Annotated in this window: 16 protein-coding genes and 2 pseudogenes; 7 read left to right on the forward strand and 11 right to left on the reverse strand. The window is 40.8% G+C overall.

The window, feature by feature from the left end:
- Position 1: 1 nt before the first annotated feature.
- On the reverse strand, positions 2-475 hold the full coding sequence (locus tag CDG76_RS32065) for a HEPN domain-containing protein (protein ID WP_094352882.1): 474 nt from the start codon (positions 473-475) through the stop codon (positions 2-4).
- Positions 472-1,491, reverse strand: a complete 1,020-nt coding sequence (locus tag CDG76_RS32070; RefSeq protein ID WP_094352883.1) for a DUF262 domain-containing protein — start codon at positions 1,489-1,491, stop codon at positions 472-474. Before CDG76_RS32070 ends, CDG76_RS32065 begins: the two co-directional genes overlap by 4 nt.
- 231 nt (positions 1,492-1,722) lie before the next feature.
- Here CDG76_RS32070 and CDG76_RS39530 point away from each other — a divergent pair.
- A pseudogene (locus CDG76_RS39530) lies at positions 1,723-1,869 on the forward strand (Rieske (2Fe-2S) protein); the annotation flags it as partial.
- A 20-nt stretch (positions 1,870-1,889) separates the two neighbouring features.
- On the opposite strand, the gene CDG76_RS32075 reads toward CDG76_RS39530, so the two are convergent.
- Positions 1,890-2,303, reverse strand: a complete 414-nt coding sequence (locus CDG76_RS32075; protein WP_094352884.1) for a type II toxin-antitoxin system VapC family toxin — start codon at positions 2,301-2,303, stop codon at positions 1,890-1,892.
- Positions 2,303-2,521 (reverse strand): hypothetical protein, encoded by a 219-nt coding sequence (locus CDG76_RS32080; RefSeq protein ID WP_094352885.1) that lies wholly within the window; start codon positions 2,519-2,521, stop codon positions 2,303-2,305. The genes CDG76_RS32075 and CDG76_RS32080 overlap by 1 nt, the downstream gene beginning before the upstream one ends.
- A gap of 128 nt (positions 2,522-2,649) precedes the next feature.
- Between CDG76_RS32080 and CDG76_RS32085 the strand changes: the two genes are divergently transcribed.
- The 4 genes from CDG76_RS32085 to CDG76_RS32100 all read left to right on the forward strand — a co-directional run bounded on the left by CDG76_RS32085 (position 2,650) and on the right by CDG76_RS32100 (position 6,759).
- Entirely contained in the window at positions 2,650-3,684 is a 1,035-nt protein-coding gene (locus CDG76_RS32085; protein ID WP_094352886.1) for an aromatic ring-hydroxylating dioxygenase subunit alpha, read from the forward strand.
- A gap of 194 nt (positions 3,685-3,878) precedes the next feature.
- Positions 3,879-4,631, forward strand: a complete 753-nt coding sequence (locus CDG76_RS32090; protein ID WP_094352887.1) for a sterol desaturase family protein — start codon at positions 3,879-3,881, stop codon at positions 4,629-4,631.
- Positions 4,628-5,236: a DapH/DapD/GlmU-related protein gene (locus CDG76_RS32095; protein ID WP_094352888.1), complete on the forward strand. Its 609-nt coding sequence runs from the start codon at positions 4,628-4,630 to the stop codon at positions 5,234-5,236. The genes CDG76_RS32090 and CDG76_RS32095 overlap by 4 nt, the downstream gene beginning before the upstream one ends.
- A complete protein-coding gene (locus CDG76_RS32100) occupies positions 5,236-6,759 on the forward strand; it encodes a GH3 family domain-containing protein (protein WP_094352889.1) in 1,524 nt (507 codons plus the stop codon). Before CDG76_RS32095 ends, CDG76_RS32100 begins: the two co-directional genes overlap by 1 nt.
- Before the next feature lie 104 nt (positions 6,760-6,863).
- Here CDG76_RS32100 and CDG76_RS32105 read toward each other — a convergent pair whose 3' ends face one another.
- On the reverse strand, positions 6,864-7,211 hold the full coding sequence (locus CDG76_RS32105) for a hypothetical protein (protein WP_094352890.1): 348 nt from the start codon (positions 7,209-7,211) through the stop codon (positions 6,864-6,866).
- 80 nt (positions 7,212-7,291) lie between these two features.
- On the reverse strand, positions 7,292-8,776 hold the full coding sequence (locus tag CDG76_RS32110) for a CIA30 family protein (protein WP_094352891.1): 1,485 nt from the start codon (positions 8,774-8,776) through the stop codon (positions 7,292-7,294).
- A gap of 229 nt (positions 8,777-9,005) precedes the next feature.
- Between CDG76_RS32110 and CDG76_RS32115 the strand changes: the two genes are divergently transcribed.
- Together CDG76_RS32115 and CDG76_RS32120 are read left to right on the forward strand one after the other, a co-directional pair.
- Positions 9,006-9,806, forward strand: coding sequence for an RMD1 family protein (locus CDG76_RS32115; protein ID WP_094352892.1), 801 nt, complete (start codon positions 9,006-9,008; stop codon positions 9,804-9,806).
- A gap of 299 nt (positions 9,807-10,105) precedes the next feature.
- A complete protein-coding gene (locus CDG76_RS32120; protein ID WP_094352893.1) occupies positions 10,106-10,627 on the forward strand; it encodes a type IV pilin-like G/H family protein in 522 nt (173 codons plus the stop codon).
- 423 nt (positions 10,628-11,050) lie between these two features.
- On the opposite strand, the pseudogene CDG76_RS39790 reads toward CDG76_RS32120, so the two are convergent.
- The 5 genes and pseudogenes from CDG76_RS39790 to CDG76_RS32140 form a co-directional block, all read right to left on the reverse strand.
- Positions 11,051-15,929 (reverse strand): annotated as a pseudogene (locus tag CDG76_RS39790) (trifunctional serine/threonine-protein kinase/ATP-binding protein/sensor histidine kinase).
- 101 nt (positions 15,930-16,030) lie between these two features.
- A complete protein-coding gene (locus CDG76_RS32130; RefSeq protein ID WP_094352894.1) occupies positions 16,031-18,253 on the reverse strand; it encodes an ATP-binding protein in 2,223 nt (740 codons plus the stop codon).
- 326 nt (positions 18,254-18,579) lie between these two features.
- Positions 18,580-18,864 (reverse strand): hypothetical protein, encoded by a 285-nt coding sequence (locus tag CDG76_RS37895; protein ID WP_190241046.1) that lies wholly within the window; start codon positions 18,862-18,864, stop codon positions 18,580-18,582.
- Between the two features lie 266 nt (positions 18,865-19,130).
- On the reverse strand, positions 19,131-22,043 hold the full coding sequence (locus CDG76_RS39485) for a WD40 repeat domain-containing protein (protein ID WP_094352895.1): 2,913 nt from the start codon (positions 22,041-22,043) through the stop codon (positions 19,131-19,133).
- Between the two features lie 274 nt (positions 22,044-22,317).
- On the reverse strand, positions 22,318-23,976 hold the full coding sequence (locus CDG76_RS32140) for an IS1182 family transposase (RefSeq protein ID WP_094348113.1): 1,659 nt from the start codon (positions 23,974-23,976) through the stop codon (positions 22,318-22,320).
- Between the last annotated feature and the right edge of the window lie 36 nt (positions 23,977-24,012).

Raw genomic sequence — 24,012 nt, forward strand, 5'->3', positions numbered from 1 at the left:
GTTACTTTATTATTTCTTCCAAAATTTCTACAGCTTTTTTGACATTCTTATACCAAGTCGATACATTATTGTAGCTCATACCGACACTTTTACCATGAGCTATTTTGTGACGATTAATAACCACACTATCTATAGAGTTTTTTATTTCATCAACAATTTTACTCTCAGCTTGAATTTTGTTAGTGAATTCGCTTTCCCAAATAGGGCTAAATTTGCCTAATATTTCTGTAATTCTACTTGTTTTACAGTTTGTTATATCTTGTATCTGTTTTGTAACAAATTTTTGAATGTTTGGTGAAGCTTTGTTTTCACAATATTTTTCTAATAAAACTCTCAAAGATTCTTCAATGAATCCTGATATCAAGATACATAGATATTTTGACCATTCACTTTGAATCTCTGGTTCTGTGAAAGAAGCAAATTTTTTAAAGAGATTATCTATTTTCTGACGATGAGCTAATATAGATTGATTCATAACTGCGTATTTCTATAAAGCTCTTCAACATACTCCAGCCTCGTAATTAGATTTTTTCTACTTGTGGTAGAGGGTTGAGCAAATGACCAGAAATGCTTGTCATTAATCAGCAATTCATAAAACTTTTTAAATTTTGAACATTCCAAACCTTTATCCAACTCTTGAGCAGTTATAACCATCACGCTATCAAAAATAATTTGGAATTTTTTTCTCTCATAAAAAACTTTAGAGCCTATACAATTTTTAAGAAAATATATTGTATTTAAAAATATATTTTTTATCTCAGTTTCGGTAATTATATCCAAATCTTTGTTTTTTAACATAAATTGATTGAGAAAATTGGTCATATTGCCTGAATAATTTTCTCCATCGAAATATAGAGATAAAAATCTTAATATATGCTCTTGTTCATCAGCCCGAATATCATCCTTTCTATAAAGCTCTTTCCAGGTTTCATTTTTTGATAAATCTTGAAGCAATTCACTAAAAGAACCATGATAGAGAGCATTCCGAATCTCCTGTGGTTTTAAGGCAGTTCCAGTAGTATTAAGTCGTTCAAATAGATAAAATATTCCACGTGGATCATAATTTTCAGATATGATTATGCAGTGGATTATTGCATTATTAAGCTCACGACGCTCCGATAGAGGTAATTTGGAATAAGTTAAGCCTTCTAACTGTGGGACGACACCTTTAAGCTTAAATACTTTCCCATTTGGAAAAGATTCTTGAAAGAAATACTGCAAAGTTTTCAGCCGTTGCTGTCCATCTATAACAAGATATTTTTTGGAAAACTTATCTTTAGCGAGAAAGAGTGCAGGGCTAGGAAGGCCAAGTAGCAAGGTTTCAATAAAGCGTGATGCTTCTTCTTCTTCCCAAACATACTTTCTCTGAAACCCTGGAATAATAAATTCTTCTTCTTCCAGGCGTTTCACTAATGTATCCACAGGAAAGTCAGCACCGTAATACTCTACTTCAAGCCTTGGACTTTCGGTTGTTTCTATATCGTAGTTCATAAGTTATTTATACATTTATGCTAAGTAGATTAGTGCCTTGGTTGCACATACTCTTAGATCGTAGCCTACCTGCGAGTTTATAAGCTGTTTTCATTTAAGATTCCCTGGACATCATACTACAAGGTAAAACATCTAACTTGACCTAAAACAAGTTTTCAGCAACCAACAAAGAATGAGCTTTTGCTTAAGATATAGCCATAATTTAAATGTAATCGCTCTCTCCCACCCATCATGCAATTTGCAGATTTCTGGTACATTGTCGCACTCAGCGAACAGCTACAACCTAACAAGGTATTACCACGAACCGTTTTAGGAGAATGGTTAGCGATATTTCGCGGTGAAGATGGACAACCCGTAGCTTTGCGCGTAGGCGTAGCCCATCGTAGACATCGCTTCACTTACTCACTACCTATATTTTCTAACTCCCCTGGTGCAATTACTAAAATTCCTGCACTGACAAATCCAGACGTATCACGAGTTACGATCGCATCAACCCCATGTGCTATTCCACAAGCACACTGCACCGCATCCTCAAAATCTTGAAAATTAAGTGCGATCGCTCGTTCCAAAATTCCTCTATCGACTGCACAAATATGTAAATCTGTCAAAATTTGTGCAATTGCATCTTGAGCAGCAATCGCACCCGCTGCTTTGCGGACAATGTAATAGATGTTAGTAATTGTTGTTGCTGCAATAAATCCCTCGATTTCACCAGCATCAATTTTTGCAAACAGTTTTGCCGCATCCTCTACAAAAGGTTCTCGCTCTTGTAAAAAATCAAGCACAACATTTGTATCAATTAAAACTCGCATTATTGATATTTTTCAGTCAGATAGTTAATATAATCTACTTCAACATTTTCAGTTGATATTTCTGTACCTTTTGCAATCCCTCGCAGTCGAGACAAGTTACCCTTTTTCAATTCAGAATTAGTTTCTTGCTGTAGCGACTCCAAAAGGATCTGCACTAATGTCCAGCGATCGCTAATTGGTAACTCTAATACCTGCTTTTGTAATTGTTCTAATGTCACGATCCTTTTCCCATCTCAGGTTATCTCATTTTTAATTGTAAATTAGCTCTTTTGCAATTCGATAGATACAGCAATGCAGTTCTACCCAAGACATTGCCATAATTTAAATACGATCGCTCCCACCCGCCATGCAATTTGCAGATTTCTGGTACATTGTCGCACTCAGCGAACAGCTACAACCTAACAAGGTATTACCACGCACCGTTTTAGGAGAATGGTTAGCGATATTTCGCGGTGAAGATGGACAACCCGTAGCTTTGCGCGATCGCTGTTTACACCGCAATAGCCGTCTATCATCAGGTAAAATCTGTAACGGTACTTTACAATGTCCCTATCATGGTTGGGTATATGACGCGGTTGGAAACGTGATTGCTGTTCCAGCCGAAGGAGATGACTTCAAACCTTCCCCACAGCGTCGAGCCAAGTGTTACGCTACCAAAGAACAGGATGGCTATGTTTATGTGCGGTTAGCCGATAGCCCAAGTGTTGCCCCAAGTCTTAATTTTGAACCCTTTTCTATGCCTCACTACGGACAAATAGGATGGGAGACGGTGCGGGTAATTAACCGTTTTGCTAATAATATTACTAATTGTGCGGAGAACTTTATTGATATTCCCCATACGGCTTTTGTTCATCCTGGTGTTTTCCGTACTTCCCGCCAACAAAAGTTAGAGATGACTGTAGAACGGTGTGATGGTTCGGTTTTGGTGGAGTATCGCAACGAAAACAGTAATTTAGGATGGTACAGCCGTTTTCTGAATTTGCAGGGTGCAGAGATTAAACATAGCGATCGCTTTTATATGCCAAACATTACCTCTGTAGAGTATAAGATAGCACATAATCGCCATTTGTTCATTACCAGTCAATCTATTCCAGAAACCGATAATTCAACTCTGGTTTACACCGATGTCACCTATAACTATGGTATTTGGAATAAGTTAGCACGTCCCTTTGTGCGGTGGACTGCTCAACACATTATCCGCCAAGACGTGGAAATTTTGGGTATTCAGGGGGAAGCGATCGCTAAATACGGGACACAATTTTATAATACCTCTGCGGACACAATTCATATATTTGTAGAGTCAATTATGGCAGCTATATCTCGTGGAGAAGATCCGCGTTTATTGCCAAATCAATCAGTAAAAGTTACATTTTGGGTTTAAAAAAAAATATCATCTCCGCATAAATTAGCTATGATTCCCACAGTTATTGCACCCCACCCCTTAATCCCCTCCCCGCAAGCGGGGAGGGGAGACAAAGCACAGCTTTGGCGGGGTGGGGTTCTTCGGGTTTAATAAGTAATCAAGCAGACATGATGTAATTCGTAATTAATCAATATCAGTGTGAGCAATCAGAAGTGGAAATACAAAACTTTTCACAACTACTAATTTTTGGCTCTTTTATCGGATTAGTTGGTTGGACTATTAGCAATCAGGTTGGACGAACTCAACTCAAAGTTAAAAGTCGTGAAGATTGGCTGCTAGATGCTATAGGATTAACGATTCAAGGAATTTTGATTCCTTTACTACAAGCTACTTTAGTTTATTGGATTTATCAACATTTATTACTAAATCAACAAGGATATTTAAAAATATCATTAATTCCGACTTTTATTATCAGTTTTGTTGTAGTTGATTATTTATATTATTGGAATCATCGTTTATTACATACTAAATTGTTGTGGAAGGTTCACCAAGTCCATCATACTGTTACTCAGATGGATGTATTAGGAACTTCTCGCAACACACTTTGGACAAGTTTGTTAATTATTTATTTATGGATACACACTTTATTTTTCTATCTGTTAGCCGATCCAACAGGTTATTTACTTGGAGTAAGTCTAACTTCTGCCTTAGATTTATGGCGACATAGCCGCTTGATAATTCCTGAAAGTAGCTGGCTTTATCAATTTTTATCTTCTTGGCTAATTTTACCACAGGATCATGCTTGGCATCATTGCCGCGAAATCTACAATTATAACTATGGGGCTAATCTAAAAATTTGGGATAAGTTACATGGAACATATTATGAAAGCAAAAAATTGCCATCTCTAATCGGAATTCCTAGCTCATTAAACTTGTTCCAAAAACTTTTATTCCCATTTTCATGACAGTTCTAAGTAAAATTCTTTCCTTTTTTCCCACTTTTATATTATTGCTAACTGGGGCAGCAATAGTCTACCTCGCCTATTCACCCAACATCTTCAGCATTCTGGCGGTGTTCCTTTCTATTTATGGGCTACCAGTGCTAGTTTACCGCTTGCATGAACGGTTTTATCCTGTGCGGGAAGGTATTAGTTATTTACAAAATAAAGAATATAATCCCTGGTGGGGTAGTCATCAAATCCAGGTAATTTATATTGCTATTCCGGTGTTAGAAGCAGTGCTGCGACTGATTCCGGGGGTGTTTTCTTGTTGGTTGCGATTGTGGGGTGCTAAAGTGGGGCAAGATGTATACTGGACAACAAGATTGGAGATTGCCGATCGCAGTTTATTAGAAATTGGCGATCGCGTCGTTATCGGACATGGTGTCGGTATCTATTCTCACATCATTAAACCACGCAAGCAAAATTTAATGTTGTATGTCAAAAAAGTCAAGATTGGCAGCAATGTTTTTGTCGGTGCTGGATCTAATCTTGCTGCTGGTGTAGTCATTGGTGATGGTTCTTATGTACCAGCAGTCAGTAACCTTTATCCTAATCAAAAGGTGCAATAATGCGTCCGATTATTCAGCTTTTTGGGCAAATTCTCGCACCAACGGCGAGGCGATTTCATCAAGCTTTGGATAACCCAGAGTTAATGCAGACATCTGTACAAAAAGAAATTTGCGATCGCCTAATCAAGAGTGAGTATGGTAAAACTCTGGGGATTCATTCTGTAGACGATTGGCAGCGTGTACCAATAGTAGATTATGATGCACTCGAACCCTGGTTAAATCAAAAACCTAAACAAATTTCCCTCACTCCCGAACCCATTTTGTTCTACGAAAAAACCTCTGGTAGTAGTGGGGCAGTAAAATGGATTCCTTATACTCAATCTTTGCGGCGATCGTTTAATCAAATGTTCTGTGTATGGGCGCATGATTTGATTGTACATGGCCCGAAATTTTCCACAGGCAAGATTTATGCTTGTATCTCGCCGCAATTAAATGTAGCCGATAACCAAACTTTACAGAACGATTTAGATTATTTAGATGGGTGGTTGCGTTGGTTTTTGCGTCCTTGGTTGGTGATGCCAAATAAATTTAATCGGCTGCATGATGCGAACTTGTTTAAACATCAACTGGCTTTGGCATTATTAGAGGCTGAAAAACTAGAAATTATTTCTATTTGGAGTCCTAGTTTTCTACAAGTACATTTAAAATATATTCAAGAAAATCAGGATTTATTGCGAAAAGAATTACACAACCGGATTTCACATAATCGTCTGCAACTTCTCAGCGAAAGTAATATTCCCTGGATGCAACTCTGGCCAAACTTAAAGCTAATTTCTTGCTGGGATAGTGCCAATGCAGCAGATCAAGCTCAGGGATTAAGATCGCAATTTCCAGATGCATTAATTCAAGGTAAAGGACTACTAGCAACCGAAGCCCCAATAACGATTCCCTTGATTGTCGCTGGGGGATGTGTGCCAATTCTTGATGAAGTATTTTTCGAGTTCGAGGACGATACTGGTTCCCTGCATAGTTTACATGAACTCAACATTGGCAAGGAATACACGATTATTTTATCGCAGAAAGGAGGATTGTATCGTTATCGAATTGGCGATCGCATCCGGGTAACTCATTACTATCGCCACACTCCTTGTTTAGAGTTTCTCGGACGACATCAAGCCATTAGCGATTTGGTGGGCGAAAAGTTGCAAGAAACCTTTGTAAATAATGCTCTTGCTCTGTTGAACTTGCAAGAAACTAACTTTAAAAGTTTGATGCCAATTGCCGATCCTCCACACTACATTCTATTACTAGATTCGGCAAAAGAAATCCCAGAAATTATTGCTCAACAACTCGATCTGGCTCTATCAGAATCATATCATTACAAGAGAGCGCGATCGCTCGGTCAACTCGCACCACCAGAGGTTTTAATTTCTAGCCAAATTCCTGAAATATTAGTTTCCCATTGTATCCGTACTGGAAGTGTCTGGGGAGGTATTAAACATCCAATTCTGGCAAAATCACCCATTAGCACTGAACTTTTACAAGAATTGAAGTTGAAAATTGCCGTCAATACGAAAGACTGATTATTGTAGAGACGGCGATTCATCGCGTCTCTTGCCTTAATGTGTTGGTTTTTAATTTTTAATTCCGCCTTGCGATACTACCCTTTTGAAATTTGATTAAATATTTAGCGTGATTCTAATTTAGCAACTCGCTCCTCTAATTTATTAACTTGTTGCTTCAATTCAACCACCAAAGTTGCAAGCCGATCAAACATCGGATCTTGCTGTGATAAGTTACCTCTAGAACGAGTTGATTGTCGTGGGGTAAGTGTTGTTCTTGAGGATGGAGACTGCCGAGTTTTACCTAGCTGAGACTCTAGCTGATTTAACCGCGACTCAACACGATTCAAATCCGCTTCCAGATTGTAGATGCGGGACTCTACTTGCTGCGATGAGGCAGTTTTAGAAAAAAAACTGCCCCAGATAATTGTTACTAAAATCCCGGCGATTACTAGCACCTTGATTTTTTTCATACCAATAGCTGACTTGTTAGAACAGTCTATCTAACCGGACTTGGTTGAAATAATTTACAGACTAAAAATCTGTAGATATTTCATCTTTCATCAGGTTGTAAGTTAGAAAATAAACTCTGCCAATCGATATTGACAGTATTTTCTCCCTGTTTAACCTCAAATGTGACGTTAGACGCTTTTCCTAGTTTTAGCGCCTGTACGCAAAGTTCTGCCACATCCTCACGGCTGATTTTGCCTCTAATATTGTCACCTTGCTCAAATATTAATTCCTTACCACCTGCCTCTTCAGTTAAAGCACACGGTCTAATAATTGTATAAGGAATTCCGCTTTCTCTTAAACTATCTTCTCCCTTCAACTTCCAAGTTAGAATTCCTCCCAATTGGTCATTTAATTTCACTGCTGGCGGTTCTTCATCTAAATTAATGCCAGGACGACCGGGACGAGTCACACCTGCTGAACTGACGAGGATAAATTGTGGTAAAGTTGCCCCCCCATAAGCTTTAATTGATTCCATCTGGAAAGTAAAACTACCTGGGGAAAATTTCGGATTTAAAGCGCCATCATGTTCAAATTTGCTCAACATCAGTTGGAATGAACAAATTCTACTTTGCTCAATTGGCGGCGCATCTTTGACAGTTTTTGCCCGAAAGACGGGAATCAAATCTGCAAAGGGAATATGAACATCTATCCAGGTATTAGCTACGGTGTCAAAAGAATAGCTGTAGCCAACACCATCCCATTTTGTATCTGTCCGTAGAAATATTTTATAGCGTTGACCATCACCTTTAACGCGCAATTTCACCCCTTCATAACTAGATAAGTTGAAGGGTGGATCAAAATTCTTCGTTCTGATAGAAACAAATCCGCCAGAGTTAGCGGTGGAGACATTACCCGCAAATAAAGCTGTATTTTCTACTAATTGGATATTACTGGCACTCACGCCACCCATGACGACATCATCCAGCGCTCCCCAGTTATCCTTTAATTCTGCTGATGGCTTGGTGAAATCAAATATTAGTTTTTCTTTTGCTTGAGGTAGATATTTTGCCGCCGCTTCGACTAAGTTTTTGACTCCTTGATATTCTACATTTTCGGGAGTGTCGCCAACAATTTCTGGTTGGTAAAATTTGACACCTTGATAATATTTGGCTCTATCTGCTGTGTCTCCCTCAACTGGTTGTACGCGTACTGCCGTACAACAAATTACAGCTTGGATATCAGAAAGAACTAAAGGAGTTAAAGTTTCTGGTTGCGTGATATCCGCAACTACTAAATCGATATCATTACCAAGAATTGACCGCGCTTTGTCAATATCTCGAACTAGGGCGCGAACTTTATAACCTTGTTGGAGCGATCGCTGCACGACTCGTTTACCGACACCACCTGTTGCACCTGCTACTAATATTACACCCACGTTGCTTCCTCCATTGGGTCTATATTGATTATCCTTAGGACGACCTTGGATTAATTGCTGTACCCAGTTAAGGAAAGGAATTACCTCAAAGTAAGTCAGGGTTTCGATAAACCTGCCTAAGTCCCATTGAGAACGATTTTTGTCAGTCATATTTGCGTCCTCATAACTTTATTTACTCTAACAATTTTGGAGGGAGTGTCGTTCAATTACTTGAAAAGCGCTGTAATTTATTCAGGGCGCAAGAGTATCTAAAACAGGGTATGGGATGTAGGGGAAAGACGAAATGGTAAGCTGAGATTGTAGTTATTTCTGACAACAGGCATAAATTACTATCGCTACCAGAGCAGTAAAGCAGGCAGAATATAGCTTCCGGGCAACAATGCAAAAACTCCTTTTTAATGACAAAGATAGATTTAGAGCGCAGGCCCTATTCCTTGGTAAAGGTATTAATTTACAGACGCTGGAGAATTACGTTTGCTTGGCGAGTATGCCAGTATTGGTTAAAGCCGGTGAAGAAGGCTACGCAGTACTCTTGGGCTATGGTGCAGTTGTCCTGTTTAATCTTGAGCCTGTAGAAAAGGTAGCCTTTTTGACCAAACTATCCTCTCAAATAAGCGGCCCTTTTACCGACCCGGAAACAGAAGAGGTGGAAGTCCATCTCAGTATTAGTGAGAGTGAACGAGCTAAGGAAGGAAAAATTTTACTGCATGAATTGAGTATAGAACGCTTGCAAATAGTGGCTGATATTCTCGCCAAAAGTGTTGTACTGTCTCACTATGAAACCAGCCTAGCGACTGTATTCGATCAAATTGAACCGTTTGCAGCTAGTCTTCAGCGTGAAAACAGGAGTAGACAACAAAGCCGAGAATTACTGCGTCAACTAGGGACTACCCTATTAGTTCAACATAAGATTGTAGGTCAAGTAGAGATTATCGATAAGCCGGAGTTACTCTGGGAATCTCCACAGCTAGAAAACTTATATCTGCGCTTGGAAGATGAATACGAAATCCGTGAGCGTCACCATGCCCTGGAACGTAAACTAGAGCTAATTGCCCAAACCGCCCAAACGGTGCTGGAGTTCATGCAGCATAGCAGTAGTCAGCGAGTAGAGTGGTATGTGGTGATTTTGATTGTGGTAGAGGTTTTACTGTCACTTTATGACATCCTTTTCAAAGGCTAATGCTAAATTTGGGGTTGTGAGGGAGCGATCGCAACTACTCAAAATTCAGTAGTAAAAATCGCTCCTCAGAGTGACACTATTAATGAATTGCAAGCTCGGCTACGAACGCAAACTAGGCAGAAAAAAGCAGAGATCGCTTTGCTTGATAATGCTAACTTGAAGTATAGCGTTTCCTAATCACATGAGGTACATCTTAGCCCCCTCTCGAAGAGCGGGGAGGGGGTTGGGGGTGGGGTTCTTGTACCTCACTTAACCGAGAACCGCTATATCAACTCCTTCTCAAGTCGTATATATCAGATATGACTAAACAAAATGACCGTACCAAAATTAACTTTAAAAGAATCTTGTTACTTGTTGGACTTGGAGGATTACCGCTTGGGATTTTAACTATTTTTATTCAAGTTCCACCAAGCTGTGGCTGTAGTAATAGCAGTAAAAATACAATTGGAAGTTTTATCAGGGCACAACAAGCATATTTTTCTGAAAAATCAGTTTTTGCTCAATCGTATAGTTTGTTAGAGCTTGGAGATGGAGATGCACCAGCAGCTACAACCTACTATCGATATTCTGTAGAAATGGGTAAGAATAAGTCATTTATATATGCAACGCCTACAAAAGAGCTACCAACTGATTTATTGAAATTAGGTCTGACAAAAAAGGGTTTTAACAGCTTTGTAGGTGTAGTTGCTTCCGATAAAACAAACAAAACTACTGTTTCAATAATGTGCCGTTCCGAAAAACAGACTTTAGATAAACCTCCCAAACCTGTTTTCAAGCAAGCTAAGTTTAGCTGCCCTATCGGTTTTAAAACTATCAACTAAGATGCGTTGATGGAAATCGCTAATTTTATTTTTTCATTTGTCACAAACTAATTGATGAACACCTATTTTACAGCAGTCTTTATGTATTTGAACCACATCTATCGTAGGGGCACAGCATTGCTCATACGTGTTAACTTAAGGTGAAAACTATATCAGACACGCGTTTTGCAAATCCCTCACGCCCTCATCCCCTAACCCCTTCTCCCAAAGGAGAAGGGGAATTGAATGTCTAGCTCCCCTCTCTCTTGGGGAGAGGGGCTGGGGGTGAGGGCAAAACATTTTCACCAAGCGGGTTTGGCGTTACAGCTATTTGCGAACAAACCAGCCACAGAAAGAGCTATCTAATAGGGCTGAAAACACACCACAATGATGAAACCAATTAATATTTGCTCAAGAAAAACTAAAAAACTATCAGTGTTCAAACTACCGGGGAAAGTTACTAACTTCCTGGCAAACTGGAATACGGATTTGAAACTCCGCTCCCTCGCCGGGTTCTGAAGTGCAAGACAGTGAACCACCATGTTTTTCGGTGACAATTTGGTAGCTAATCGACAAGCCCATACCTGTTCCTTTACCCACAGGTTTTGTGGTGAAGAAAGGATCGAACAAGCGTCGGCGAACAGGTTCTGGTATACTCATCCCATTGTCTGCAATCCGAATTTCGACTTGATGAGCATTAATTTGTTCAGTGTGAATAGTAATAGTTGGAATTTTTATTTGTCCTTGATTGTCTGTTAATGACTCTTCTAAAGCATCAATCGCATTACTCAACACATTCATAAACACTTGATTTAGCTGTCCTGCATAGCATTCCACTTGGGGCAGATTGCCGTAGTGTTTAATAAGCTCAATACCCGGACGATCTGACTTTGCTTTGAAGCGATGTTGCAGAATCATCAGGGTACTTTCAATGCCCTCATGAATATTAACGGCTTTAATTTCGGCTTCGTCCATACGTGAGAAAGTTCGCAGAGAAGCGACAATTTGGCGAATTCGGTCTGCCCCAACCCGCATAGAAGACAGTAGCTTGGGCAAGTCTTCCAGCAGAAATTTTAGATCCATCGCCTCTACTTCTTCCTGAATCTCTGGATGGGGAGATGGGTAATGCTTCTGATAAAGTTCCAGCAGTCTCAGCACCTCTTGGGTATAGGTGTTGGCATGAGTTAGGTTGCCAAAGATAAAATTGACTGGATTGTTGATTTCGTGAGCAACCCCAGCTACCAGTTGCCCTAAGCTTGACATTTTTTCGGTTTGCACAAGTTGAGCCTGGGTTTGTTGGAGTTTGTGCAGGGATTGTGCAAGTTGTTCAGCTTTTTCTCGTTCGCGCTTTTCGGATGCTTGGAAAGCTTCATTTTTAGCTTCGAGTTCTTGTGATTTGGCTTCTAGTTGTTGCGAGTAAGCTTGCAGGTTGGTGTAAAGACGGGCGTTGTCGATCGCAATCGAAATTTGTGCTATCAACAGACTCAGCACATTTACCCGTTCTGGGGTAAAAGCACCAGAAATGAGATTATTTTCCAGGTAAATAATACCAGTAAACTTGCCAGAGTGAATTAGCGGCAAACACAAAATTGACTTGGATTGGTAAGTGGTGATATAAGCATCAGCCGCAAAACGAGAGTCTTTAACAGCATTGTCTAAAACCAGATTGTTTCTGGTTCTTTCGACATAATTTAATAAGGCAACTGGGAGTAAGAGGGAATTGGTTTTCTCCTCTGCATTAATAACAACACTAACCTCTTTACCTACAACTATTCCCATTGCTTCTAGCAGCCATCTATTTTCGTGCTTGGCAATAAAGTAACCTTGTTGAGCGCCAGCATTTTCGATAACAATCTTCATCAATTTTTCGAGCAGGTGAGTTAGCACCATTTCTTCTGACAGCACCTGTGCAGCTTTCATCACTGTCATGAAGTCGAGAATGTGAGCGCCTCCAGTAGTCGTAGAGCTTGTTTGAATAGTGTGCAGGTAATTCGTTTCTAGTTTTTCTGTGTTTGACCGCAAAATTAATTGCGGATAGCGTGCTGCTAAATCTTTGACTTTAGCAACAGCACCCCAATGGCTATAGGCGTAGTAGGCATTAGTCATGTAGATTTGAGCAATCGTTTCTTTACCCCATGACAAATAAAATTTGGCTGTGAGTTCGTGTGCGATCGCTTCTTCGTTGATATACTCGTTTTGTTTGGCAAGTGCGATCGCTTTTTCATACATCTCGATCGCTTCGATTTTTTCGCCTAAAACCCGATGCCGTTCTGCCTCTACCAAATAGAATTTGTGTAAATGATTCATTGGGGCATAATCCGCCCATTTTTGGATTTTTTCTTGATTAGCTTGAACGCGATCGAGGATGGCCTTTTGCTCTGATTCTTGGGTGTTGGGATACACCGCTAGCCGTACTAAAGAATCGTAAAAATTGAATAGAGGAACAAAGGGCATTCCTACCACTGCATCTAAATACTTCTCTGCTATAGCGAGATTCTCAATCGCTTCCGAGTAATTTTCAAACCAATAACAAAGCAAAAATTTGTTTAGATATATGTAGCCAACTCCCGCATTGTCGTTTGCTTGCTGGTGCAGTGGCAACCTTATCTGTTCATCGCAGGCTTCACCCTTGATAAGGCAGGGATTTTCACTTTTTCCAAGTAGATTTAAGGTAGCCTGCCAATAGATTTCTATATAATTAAGCGCTGTTTCTTGCTTGATTTTATGAATAGCATCTCTGTTTCTTGCTATCTCTCTTTCAAGGACAGTCAGTTCTTTACCGCTAAAGTAAGCTAAACAGGAGTACTGGAGTAGACAATAGCCTGCATATTCTAAATCTCCTGTCTCCATGCCGCTAGAGTAACCTGACAGCAAAGGCTCTAAGGTTTCTCTCAGATGCTCTTTCCAATGTCGGATAAATAGATTTACGATGAAAACTGTCTTGGCTTTGATTTCTTGAGCATTTAACTTTGACACTAGATTTAAAGCCAACTGACCAAATTTATAACCTGAATCAATATCTCCCACAATGGCACAAAGAAGAAAACCATAATTGGCATAAGCAAACCCAGAAACGGTAGCGTTACCATATTCGACGGATAATTGTACTTGTTTGCACACCGTCAAGGGCAACAGTGCAGGAGCAGCAATATATGCAGGAGCAAAGATACTTGACAAAAGTCTAATGGCTGCTAATTTATAGCGATCGCTCATTTGAGGTAGCTCAATTAAATCCTCAATTCGCGTTCCACTCAAAATTGCCGCAGTGTCCGCCAATCCTTGCCCAATATCTGACGCGTTCGGCTCTTGGGGAAACTCCACCCCTAACAGCTTTAAAACTTGTAGCGCTGTGTTAACCGCTTCTAGCAGCCTGTTCTGCCCCATATAAGCTTGCATCTGGACTTCATACACTTTAATTTTGTCCAAAAGTATTACCAATACAAGCAGCCAGTTTAAGGACTTGTTGCGTTTCTAATGAGAGTTTGCGAATATTTCTCGCTGTCAGTTCAACCACATTCAGGTCGCTAATGCCGATCGCTTGAATATGTTGAATATCCCACTGCCATACTCCAGAATGGAAGTTGTATGTTAGCAAGTCTTCTTGGTGTAGGGTTTTCAGCAGTTGCGTTAAGAAGAAAGGGTTCCCCCCGGTTTTATGGAATAGTAATTCTGCTAGTGGCTGACTATGTTCTATGTGATTCAATGTATCGCCAATTAACGCTTCCACATCCGTTAACTGCAATGATGACAAGATGATGTTATTCACCAATGCACCAGAGGATTGAATTTTGGACAAACTCATCATCAATGGATGGGTGGGCGACACTTCATTATCACGATATGCCCCGATTAGTAATAAATATTTGCGCTCAGTATCGGTCATCAATCGCTCAATTAAGTTCAGTGATGCCGAATCTGCCCACTGTAAGTCATCCAAGAAAACAACTAAGGGATGGTCTTGGTTCGTGAATACCCCAATGAATTGCCCAAAAACGCGATTGAAACGATTTTGAGATTCTGCGGCTCCCAGTTGTGTAACAGGTGGCACAGTTCCAATAATTAGTTCGACTTCTGGAATCACATCAATAATGACTTGCCCGTTTTCTCCCAATGCGGTTAACAGTTTCTCTTTCCACACTTGGATTTGGGCTTCGCTTTCAGTTAGTAATTGCCCAATCAAAGATTGGAATGCCTGAATCAACGACGTGTATGGAATATTGCGTTTGAATTGGTCAAACTTGCCTGCAATGAAATAACCCCTTGCCCCCACAATCGGTTTATGAACTTCATTGACGACACTCGTCTTGCCAATGCCCGAATAACCAGAGACGAGCATAAATTCGCTGCTACCAACTGCTACACGCTCAAATGCAGCCATCAATGTTGCTACTTCTGCTTCGCGTCCGTAGAGTTGTTGCCCAATCAAAAAATGCCCAGATTTGTCCTGTCTCCCTGGTACGAAGTTTTCAATCTTGCCAATCACTTGAAGTTGAAACAAGCATTCCTCTAAATCCGCTTTCAGTCCCCAAGCGCTTTGATACCGCTCCTCTGCTGTTTTCGCTAACAGTTTCAAAATAATTGCACTAATCGCCTCTGGCACATCTTCCAGAACACGACACACGGTTTCGCTACAGGGTGCGACTGGCATTTTGGCGATGTGACAGTGAATTAACTCCATCGGGTCATTAGCATAAAATGGCAGCGTACCTGTTAGCATTTCATACAAGGTGACACCCAACGAATAAAAGTCGGTGCGATAGTCGCACACTCGGTTCATTCTGCCTGTTTGCTCAGGCGACATATAGGCAAGTGTACCTTCAAGCAAATTAGGATTGCTCAAAGTAGGATTTTCTCGATCGAGGCGCGAGGAGATACTGAAGTCAATCAGTTTGATTTCCCCTGATTCGGGATTAATTAAAATATTGTGCGGCTTAATATCTTTATGTATAATTTTTTGGGCGTGTAGCTCTCCTAAAGTCTGTGTCAAATTAATCGCCACCTTGAGAAAAGTAATCAAGGTAGTTTTTTGAGTTGTAATCATTTCTTTGAGCAAGCAACCTGGAATATCTTCTAATACCAAAGCCAAACCATGCTGATAATTCTTTAACTCGTAGGCTTTAACAATGCCAGGAATTCGCAGGGACTCAATGATTTGATATTCGTGGCGCAGTCGAGCAATATCTTCTAGGGGTGGATGTTCGCACAGAAGAGTTTTAATCACTACAGGGACATTATCGGTTTCTCGCCGTCCACGATAAATGACGGTTTTACTACCGGAGTGAAGGGTTTCGAGGAGTTGATAACCAGATAAAGTTGCTGTCATTGTTTTTTCTTGCAATATAAGCATTCTTAATATGCCCATGCAAGTTTAGCTTTGTAACATTTGTAACGAAATTAAAAATTCCAATCAATGATGCCATCGCTCTATACTTTGAGGACGCGTTCAGGAGCTTGTTGGCGGATAGGCACTTGAATTATGAAATTAGTGCCTTCCCCAAGGCTAGAAAAACATAGCAATTTCCCACCATGCTTTTCCGTAATGATTTGGTAGCTGATTGCCATACCCATGCCTGTTCCTTTGCCTACAGGTTTGGTAGTAAAAAATGGATCGAAGATCCGGCTTTGAACCGATTCTGGCATTCCTTCTGCATTATCAGCGATCGCAATTTCTATTGATTGTGAATCAACTACTGAAGTGCGGATAGTAATTTGACTGGGATTTTCTTGTATCTGTTGAGAGGTGCGCTTGATGTCTGCTTCATCAAGGGCATCCATTGCATTTACCAAAATATTCATCAATACTTGGTTGAGTTGACCAGGATAGCATTCCACTTGCGGCAAGTTGCTATAATCTTTAATAACTTCAATTGCTGGACGGTCTGGTTTATCTTTAAGGCGGTGTTGCAGAATCAAGAGCGTACTTTCGATACCTTCATGAATATCAACTGTCTTAAATTCCGCTTCATCCATACGCGAAAAATTCCGTAGCGATCGCACAATATTACGAATCCTCTCAGTCCCCATTTTCATTGAAGGCAGTATCTTTTGTAAATCTTCAATGAGAAATTCTAGATCGATTTCCTCTGCTAATGCTTGAATTTCTGGGTCATGACTAGAATAGCGTTCTTGGTAGAGATAAATCATCTGTAACAAGTTTTGAGTATATTCATCCAAGTGAGTAATATTGCCGTGAATAAAGTTGACTGGGTTATTGATTTCATGGGCAATACCTGCCACTAGTTGACCCAGACTAGACATTTTTTCACTTTGAACTACTTGTGCTTGGGTACGTTGCAATTCACTCAAGGCTGTTTTCAGTTCAACAGTCCGTTGTTCGACTCGCGCTTCTAGTTCTGCATTACTATTTTCTAAAGCAATAAAGGATTCGCGCAATTGCCCTGCCATGTGATTAAAAGAGTGAGCAAGAGTGTTGAGTTCATCGATATTCCCCTCTTCGAGTGTCTGTTGTAAATCACCAAATGCTATTGCCTGGGTAGTCTGATTCAAGCGCAAGATAGGATAGGCAATCCAGCGTGAGGTAAATATGCCAATCGTTGTTGCTACTATTAGCGCCCCAAAACACAGCAGCATACTAATTTGGGTGTTGGCATGGATTTGCGCCATGTAAGTTTTTTCCGGAATACCAACTACCACTAACCAGTCCAAACCATATTGGTCTTGCCAAGGTACAATATGCACGTAGAAATTTTCCCCTTGAACATTAACTTTCAGTTTTTGGGTATTGGTAATCGACTGGAAATTTGGAATGCGCTGCTGAAGCTGCTTGGCAATGTTTTGTACCGCCGGATTGAGGCTATCGATCGCTTTAAGGCGTTTAATTTCGTTATTGACTACGGTAAAAGGCTTTTCTTGAGCAGAATTGGCAACCAACATACCATCACGCTCCATAATAAAAACTTGTCCAAGGCGGCTGACATTTAATTTTTGTAAAAATTCACTGAGTTTCAACAGGTGAATTTCAGCCCCCACAACACCAATCAGTTTTTTGCTGGCATCATAAATCGGACGACCTGCCGATGCCACAATATAAGGAGGATAAGCAGGATCGTAATAAGTATAAATGCGAACCCAGACAGGTTTACCGGCTTTCACAGGTTCAGTATAGGCAAGTTCATTGACAGTATCCCAAGTACTGGTCGTCATCACTTTGGTTGGGTTGCCATCATTATCTGTTAAGTAAGTTTTCGTATTTTTCGGCAGACTTGGAGTTTTGATTGCATTATCATCGATTGTCACCGTTTTGCCATCGTAACGGCCGGCTCCAGTCCCTTCCCCAGTTGCTAGGTTCAAGCTGATAAAAGTTAGGTCATAGGCTTGCATTTCGTGCCAGAAATACTTGCCAACCTTGAGGCGATCGCGCACATTTAGCAATCCCATGCGAATTGCATCCGCATTTAACTGGATAACTTTATGGGGAATCGACAGGTAAGCATCCAAATGTTGATTGACTTCACCACTGGTTCGTTCCATCAACTGATCCGCTAGATCGTTCACCGCTTTCTCGCCATTTTTAAACGACAGATACCCAACCAGTCCCACGATGGCAAAAACTTGCAATACGAAAGGAACGATCAGAACAAGCTGTAAAGAAAATGCACGGACTTTGCTAGACGGATGTATCTTCATGAGTGGTAAATCTTGGTTCGCGCAGGTCTTGGCTTAACCTAGATTACCCATCACAAACTTCATACTATCAAATATCAGAAAAACCACTTAGTTGTATTTATACTATTTTTAAGATGATTTGTGCTTCATCTTCCCGAACTTTATCCTCAATCAAGCTCGTTCCTTGCTTCTGCGAACAATATAAATATATCTGTGTCCCGCTATTTGGGATATTTAATGTGATTTACTAAGTATTAATATTTAGTAATTAAGTTTACTTACATAAGTTTCAGTAAGAAACATTACTTTAATAATCTTAATAAAATATCAATGTTTTTAATGATTTACTATATATAGTAATAAAACTTAAGGTTTTTAGATTCTAAAAACCAAAGAAGACTTTGGGGTGGTGCGATCGCTACAAGCAAGCGTTCATTCCAAAGCTTATGGTGTACTTCAGCTTGCAGATATTGAATATGGAATTTCTCACTTCCATCAAGTTTTGTCGAAGTACTATCAACCCTAATATAGCAATCCGATTTGATTTCTGAATCACTCGTAGAGGTAAGGGACTGGGGACTGGGGACTGGGGACTGGGAAGAAGGAATAAAGGTGTACTGAGTTTTGTTCAAAAATCAAATATGAGTCCTATAGACATCTCTAAAATAGTATATTTAGTCTTCATCTTGATAACAAGACCCCAAGTTCATCACGCAAGCGCATTAGGTTCTGGGTTTCACAAAAATGGATAAAGTCGAGCTTATGCTTCAGAATTTTTCTCATGTTTTGCTTCAAACCACAACCAGCTACACGATCGATACCAAAACAGTTCAAATTTGAACAACCAAAATCACCCCCAGTCAACCCGCTAGTACAGTTAAACAAACCGTAGTCCGAGTTATTGGTTCTCTGTGGGTACTGATTGCCAAGCAAGACGATGTTTCCAGTGCGATGTGAAATTAACTTGAACTACTTGGTTAAAGTCCTCCAAAGCTGCTGAAAAAGTTTTCTCTTTTAGCTTTGCTGCACCTTGGTTGTGCAACTGTTTAGGGCATTGTGGATTCCATACATATTTTTGACAAGTTTGTTGGGCAATTTCTACATCACTGCCATTTTCAGGATTTTGAAAGACGGGATGATAATGTAATCTGTTACAGCAAACTTGCAACCATTCTTGCCACCCACATTGCCACAAGCGGACTGTTCCATCAAGACTACCACTGACAATCAGTTTACCATCAGGGCTAAAAGCTGCGGAATTTACCCAATACTCATGCCCGCGCCAAGGTTGACCAATGGGGTTGCCGTGAATATCCCATAAGCGCACTGTCGAATCATTGCTGGCACTGATAATCCACTGACCATCAGGGCTAAAGGCGACAGAATTAACTTCTTTTTCATGTCCCTGCCAAGGTTGACCAATGGGGTTGCCGTGAATATCCCACAAGCGCACTGTCAAATCATTGCTGGCACTGATAATCCACTGACCATCAGGGCTAAAGGCTACAGAATTAACTTCTTTTTCATGTCCCTGCCAAGGTTGACCAATGGGGTTGCCGTGAATATCCCACAAGCGCACTGTCAAATCATTGCTGGCACTGATAATCCACTGACCATCAGGGCTAAAGGCTACAGAATTGACCCAATTCTCATATTTGCGCTGCGATCGCCCGATGACCCGATCTTGTAGTATTTGATCTAGCTCCCACAAACGCACAGTGCGATCGCCACCACTGATAATCAGCTTGCCATCGGGGCTAAAGGCTAGGGAATTAACCTGTCCTTCATGTCCCCGCCAAGGTTGAGTGATCGGGTTGCCATTGATATTCCACAAGCGTATTGTCCGATCGCAGCTACCACTAATAATAAACTTACCATCAGGGCTAAAGGCAACAGAATTTACATGTCCTTCATGCCCGTGCCAAGGTTGACCGATGGAATTACCTTGGATGTCCCACAACCGCACTGTACAATCACTACTACCACTGACAATAAACTTGCTATCAGAGCTAAAGGCGACGCAAATAATTTTCGCCTCATGTTTGTGCCAGGGTTGAGCGATGGTGTTACCTTGTAAATCCCACAAACACACCGTTCCGTCAAAACCTACACTGATAATGCGTACCCCTCCGGGGTTGGCGCAGCCATCGCCATTTGGGCTAAAGGCGACGGAAATAACTCCTTCCTTATGTCCGCGCCAAGGTTGAGTAATGGCGTTACCTTGTAAATCCCACAAACACACTGTTCCGTCAAAACCAACACTGACAATGCTTACCCCTCCGGGGTTGGCGCAGCCATCGCCATTTGGGCTAAAGGCGACGGAAATAACTCCTTCCTCATGTCCCTGCCACGGTTGAGTAATGAGATTACCTTGTAGATCCCATAAACACAAAATTCCGTCAATACTGCCACTAACAAGAAACTTGCCATCAGGGTTAAAGGCTAGACAATTAACCTCTTGCTCGTGCCCCAACAAAAATTGAGCAGTAGGATTGCCAATGATATTCCACAAGCACACCGTAGAATCACTACTGCCACTGGCAATAAACTTGCCATCAGGACTAAAGGCTACACAATTAACCTCTTGCTCGTGTCCGCGCAAGCTATTTGCCTCTGTGGGTGTGTTCATTGCTTCCTTTAAGCTTCCCAAAACAGGAGCTAGAAGCTGGTTTGGGTATTTCTCTAGATTCTCACCCATTGTTTGAATTGCCAGCACCAAACCCTGTAGCGGTTGGACAGGAAGTAAATTCAAAACCCTGGCGGATTGCTCGCGCAGTTTTAATTCAGTCAGTGCAAGGTGTAACTTTTGAATCTCTTGTTCTTTTTCTCTCGAATGGCGATCGCGCCATCCAAGACTAGGATTAATAAATTGATTAGCTTCTTCGCTTAAATAACCAAACGTTTGCTTTTTTAGTTCTTGATAAGTCTTTATCTTCAGAACCCGGTTTGCAATATTTTCTCTTTCCCACAGCACATCTAAGGTGTATGCCAGCAGTGGTAAATAATCATTTTGTTGGTGAAAATCATGAATAATTTGCTCAACTAATCCTTGTTCAAAGGTAACGCCATTTTTAGCAGCAGGTTCAGCAATCGCTAACTTTAATTCTCCGTTGCTCATTCTAGTGAGTATACGACTATAGCGATCGTGGATCTTCGCAAGTTGGGGATACTCACTAAATCTATCCAAAAAATCAGATTGCATTGTTAAAACAATTTTGACAGAGCTATCCTGCTGCTGGAACAGTTGAAAGAGACTAGCAACAAATTTATCGCGTTCTGGCTTTTGAGTTTTCGTAAACAGTTCTTCAAATTGGTCAATAAAAATCAGAATGTACTGATAATCTTGTTTGAGGAATCTGACAATTTTTATTAGGGTATTTTCTCTTATTTCTCTAGCGATATCCGCTATTGGCGATTTTTTCCCATAAGTAGAAGCAAGACACTGATAAAGAGATTTAAAAGGCTTTTCATCTGGGTGAAAACTTATATTAATTAACGAATTTTTATGAGATCCTAAATAAGGAATTAAACCTGCCCGAATCAATGATGATTTGCCAGTGTCTGAGGCTCCTAAAAGCAAGAGTACATTATCTTTTTTTAAGCGATCGCCCAGATTAGCAATCCACTTCTCCCGACCAAAAAATTTGTCTTTATCTTTAATTTCAAAAGTTTTTAGTCCTAAGTAGGGAGAGTCTGTTTTGAGTGGACGACAATGAATGTCCTCAAAATTACTGTCAGAAAAAAAGTCGTATTCAGAAATACCTTGGACATTACAGCCAATATTTATATCGCCTTCAGAACTGTTAACCATCTTATCTCCTTACTTTTGGACATCTCTGGCTAAATCTTTACCTCAGTTATAGTTCCTCGGCTAATCTTTGTAAGTAACTCAACAAAATTAATTACCGAAGAAAGGCAGTGGTTCTACTTCTCTGCGAGACGCTACGCGAACGCTCACCAACCAGGCAGGAGGCAGAAGGAAGAAAATACAATTCTTGCTCTCTACCAATTTGGGCGAATTCCATGAGACTGTTGGCGAATTAAAAGAGGGTGAAACCAAACATCCCATAAAAATGGCAAAGGGATTATGATGAAGCAGAGGTAAAAAGAGCAGCAAAACGAGAGACACGGGTCTTGCCAATAGGAACATTAGACCACCAAGCCCACATCCGGGAGAGATTAATGGCGGCAGCAGTGGCGATATGTTGAAGATGGGTTTTGGCAAGACCAATGTAACGAGTGCGGCGCAATTGATATGCACGAGTTCCAAGAGATAGGGAGCTTTCAACACCAGCACGTTTAGAATAAAGTTGTTTAAACTGTTGGGTGTTTTGTCTAGCTCTAGCGGAGGTAAGAGCCTCATAAAGAGGTTGAGGCTTGAGGGTAAGAACACGGGACAACTTCGGTGAGTGAGTACATTGAGAGCGGACGGGACAAGCAGCACAATCACTCTTGTGAAAACGTACTTGAATCACAGGATTGTTATAGTTATCCGTGCGGAAATGCCAAGATTGGCTGGTGCAACCTTGTGGGCAAATAGCACGGCGATTGTGCCAATCGATAGTAAAACTTGAAGCGTCAAAACCAAGTTGGGCTTGGGCTTGCCAACTGGAATCAGGAGGTACTCTGCCAACGATGTCAATTCCTAACTCAGTCTGACTCGTTAACAAGTGTTGGGCATCAACATAACCAGTATCAACGATGTGTTCATTTGGCAAGAGGTTTTTATCAGCCAAAGCTTGATGAATAATCTGAGTCATCTCCACATCGCCAGTGGTTGCAGGCGTGGTTTCAACATTGGTAATTAGATGCGGTGCATCGTCATCACAAGTTTCTGTCAGATGCAGGGTATAACCCGTCCAATTCATTTCTCTTTTTGTGCGGTTACGCGCTTCAATATCATACGGAGACTGGATGAGCTGTTTGTTAGGTGGTAAGTTGTCGGCTTCTCGCCAATAGACTTGCCCCTGTTGTAGTTCATATTGCTGTATCCACACACAGCGTAAAGTTTCTACCGCTTTGAGATGCCGTAACCATTCTGGGTTTGATGGGTCATACAAGGCTGCCAATAAATGATGACCATCACAGCCAATGGTCAATGCCAAGCTTTGTTGTTCTGTTTTTGACTTTGGTAAGCGGTATTGTTCAAATCTGGTTGCATAACGCGAATACCAATCTTCATTGACTATTCTTAATAACCATTCATCAGCAACCGTTGCTAACTGATTTAAGGCATGGCGTAAGGTTTCTCCAACACACTCTAGGCGGTTTAGTTGCCGGATTCCTGCTAGTACATGAGTTGAGTCGGTTCTGGCTTTTCCCCTAGCTTTGAGCCAACCTTTGTTTTGAAAATGTACCAGCATCAGATTTAACAATTCCCTTTCTCGCCCGCAAGCAATTAATCGACTGCGAAATTCACTTAATACTGAGTAATCAAAACCGCTATCAGTAATTTCTAGTCCCAATGCGTATTTCCAATCAATCCTGCTCCTGACTGCATCTGCTGCTTGTCTGTCTGTTAACCCTTCGCCAAATTGCATCACACTTACCAATGCCAATTGTCCTGGCGATATGCCGCTTTGTCCACAGTCTGCCCGAAACAGTGTTAGAAAGTCATTATCAAGGTACAACACCCCCAATTCATCCCGCATTTTCATATACACGTTTCCTTTGGGAAAGCATTTTCGTGCTACTTGCGCTGTCGTTTCTGGAATCGATGACCAGTCTCGCGGATGAAGAGTCATATTTGATTATTTATGCCACTTTTGTCACACAATCAT

The organism is Nostoc sp. 'Peltigera membranacea cyanobiont' 210A, from assembly GCF_002246015.1.
In the GTDB taxonomy this organism is placed as follows: Bacteria; Cyanobacteriota; Cyanobacteriia; order Cyanobacteriales; family Nostocaceae; genus Nostoc.

Coding starts and splice junctions, on each gene's coding strand:
- CDG76_RS32120 (WP_094352893.1), top strand. CDS start 10,106: ATGACTAAACAAAATGACCGTACCAAAATTAACTTTAAAAGAATCTTG.
- CDG76_RS32110 (WP_094352891.1), bottom strand. CDS start 8,776: ATGACTGACAAAAATCGTTCTCAATGGGACTTAGGCAGGTTTATCGAA.
- CDG76_RS32115 (WP_094352892.1), top strand. CDS start 9,006: ATGCAAAAACTCCTTTTTAATGACAAAGATAGATTTAGAGCGCAGGCC.
- CDG76_RS32075 (WP_094352884.1), bottom strand. CDS start 2,303: ATGCGAGTTTTAATTGATACAAATGTTGTGCTTGATTTTTTACAAGAG.
- CDG76_RS32095 (WP_094352888.1), top strand. CDS start 4,628: ATGACAGTTCTAAGTAAAATTCTTTCCTTTTTTCCCACTTTTATATTA.
- CDG76_RS32085 (WP_094352886.1), top strand. CDS start 2,650: ATGCAATTTGCAGATTTCTGGTACATTGTCGCACTCAGCGAACAGCTA.
- CDG76_RS32065 (WP_094352882.1), bottom strand. CDS start 475: ATGAATCAATCTATATTAGCTCATCGTCAGAAAATAGATAATCTCTTT.
- CDG76_RS39485 (WP_094352895.1), bottom strand. CDS start 22,043: ATGGTTAACAGTTCTGAAGGCGATATAAATATTGGCTGTAATGTCCAA.
- CDG76_RS32100 (WP_094352889.1), top strand. CDS start 5,236: ATGCGTCCGATTATTCAGCTTTTTGGGCAAATTCTCGCACCAACGGCG.
- CDG76_RS32130 (WP_094352894.1), bottom strand. CDS start 18,253: ATGAAGATACATCCGTCTAGCAAAGTCCGTGCATTTTCTTTACAGCTT.
- CDG76_RS32105 (WP_094352890.1), bottom strand. CDS start 7,211: ATGAAAAAAATCAAGGTGCTAGTAATCGCCGGGATTTTAGTAACAATT.
- CDG76_RS32070 (WP_094352883.1), bottom strand. CDS start 1,491: ATGAACTACGATATAGAAACAACCGAAAGTCCAAGGCTTGAAGTAGAG.
- CDG76_RS32140 (WP_094348113.1), bottom strand. CDS start 23,976: ATGACTCTTCATCCGCGAGACTGGTCATCGATTCCAGAAACGACAGCG.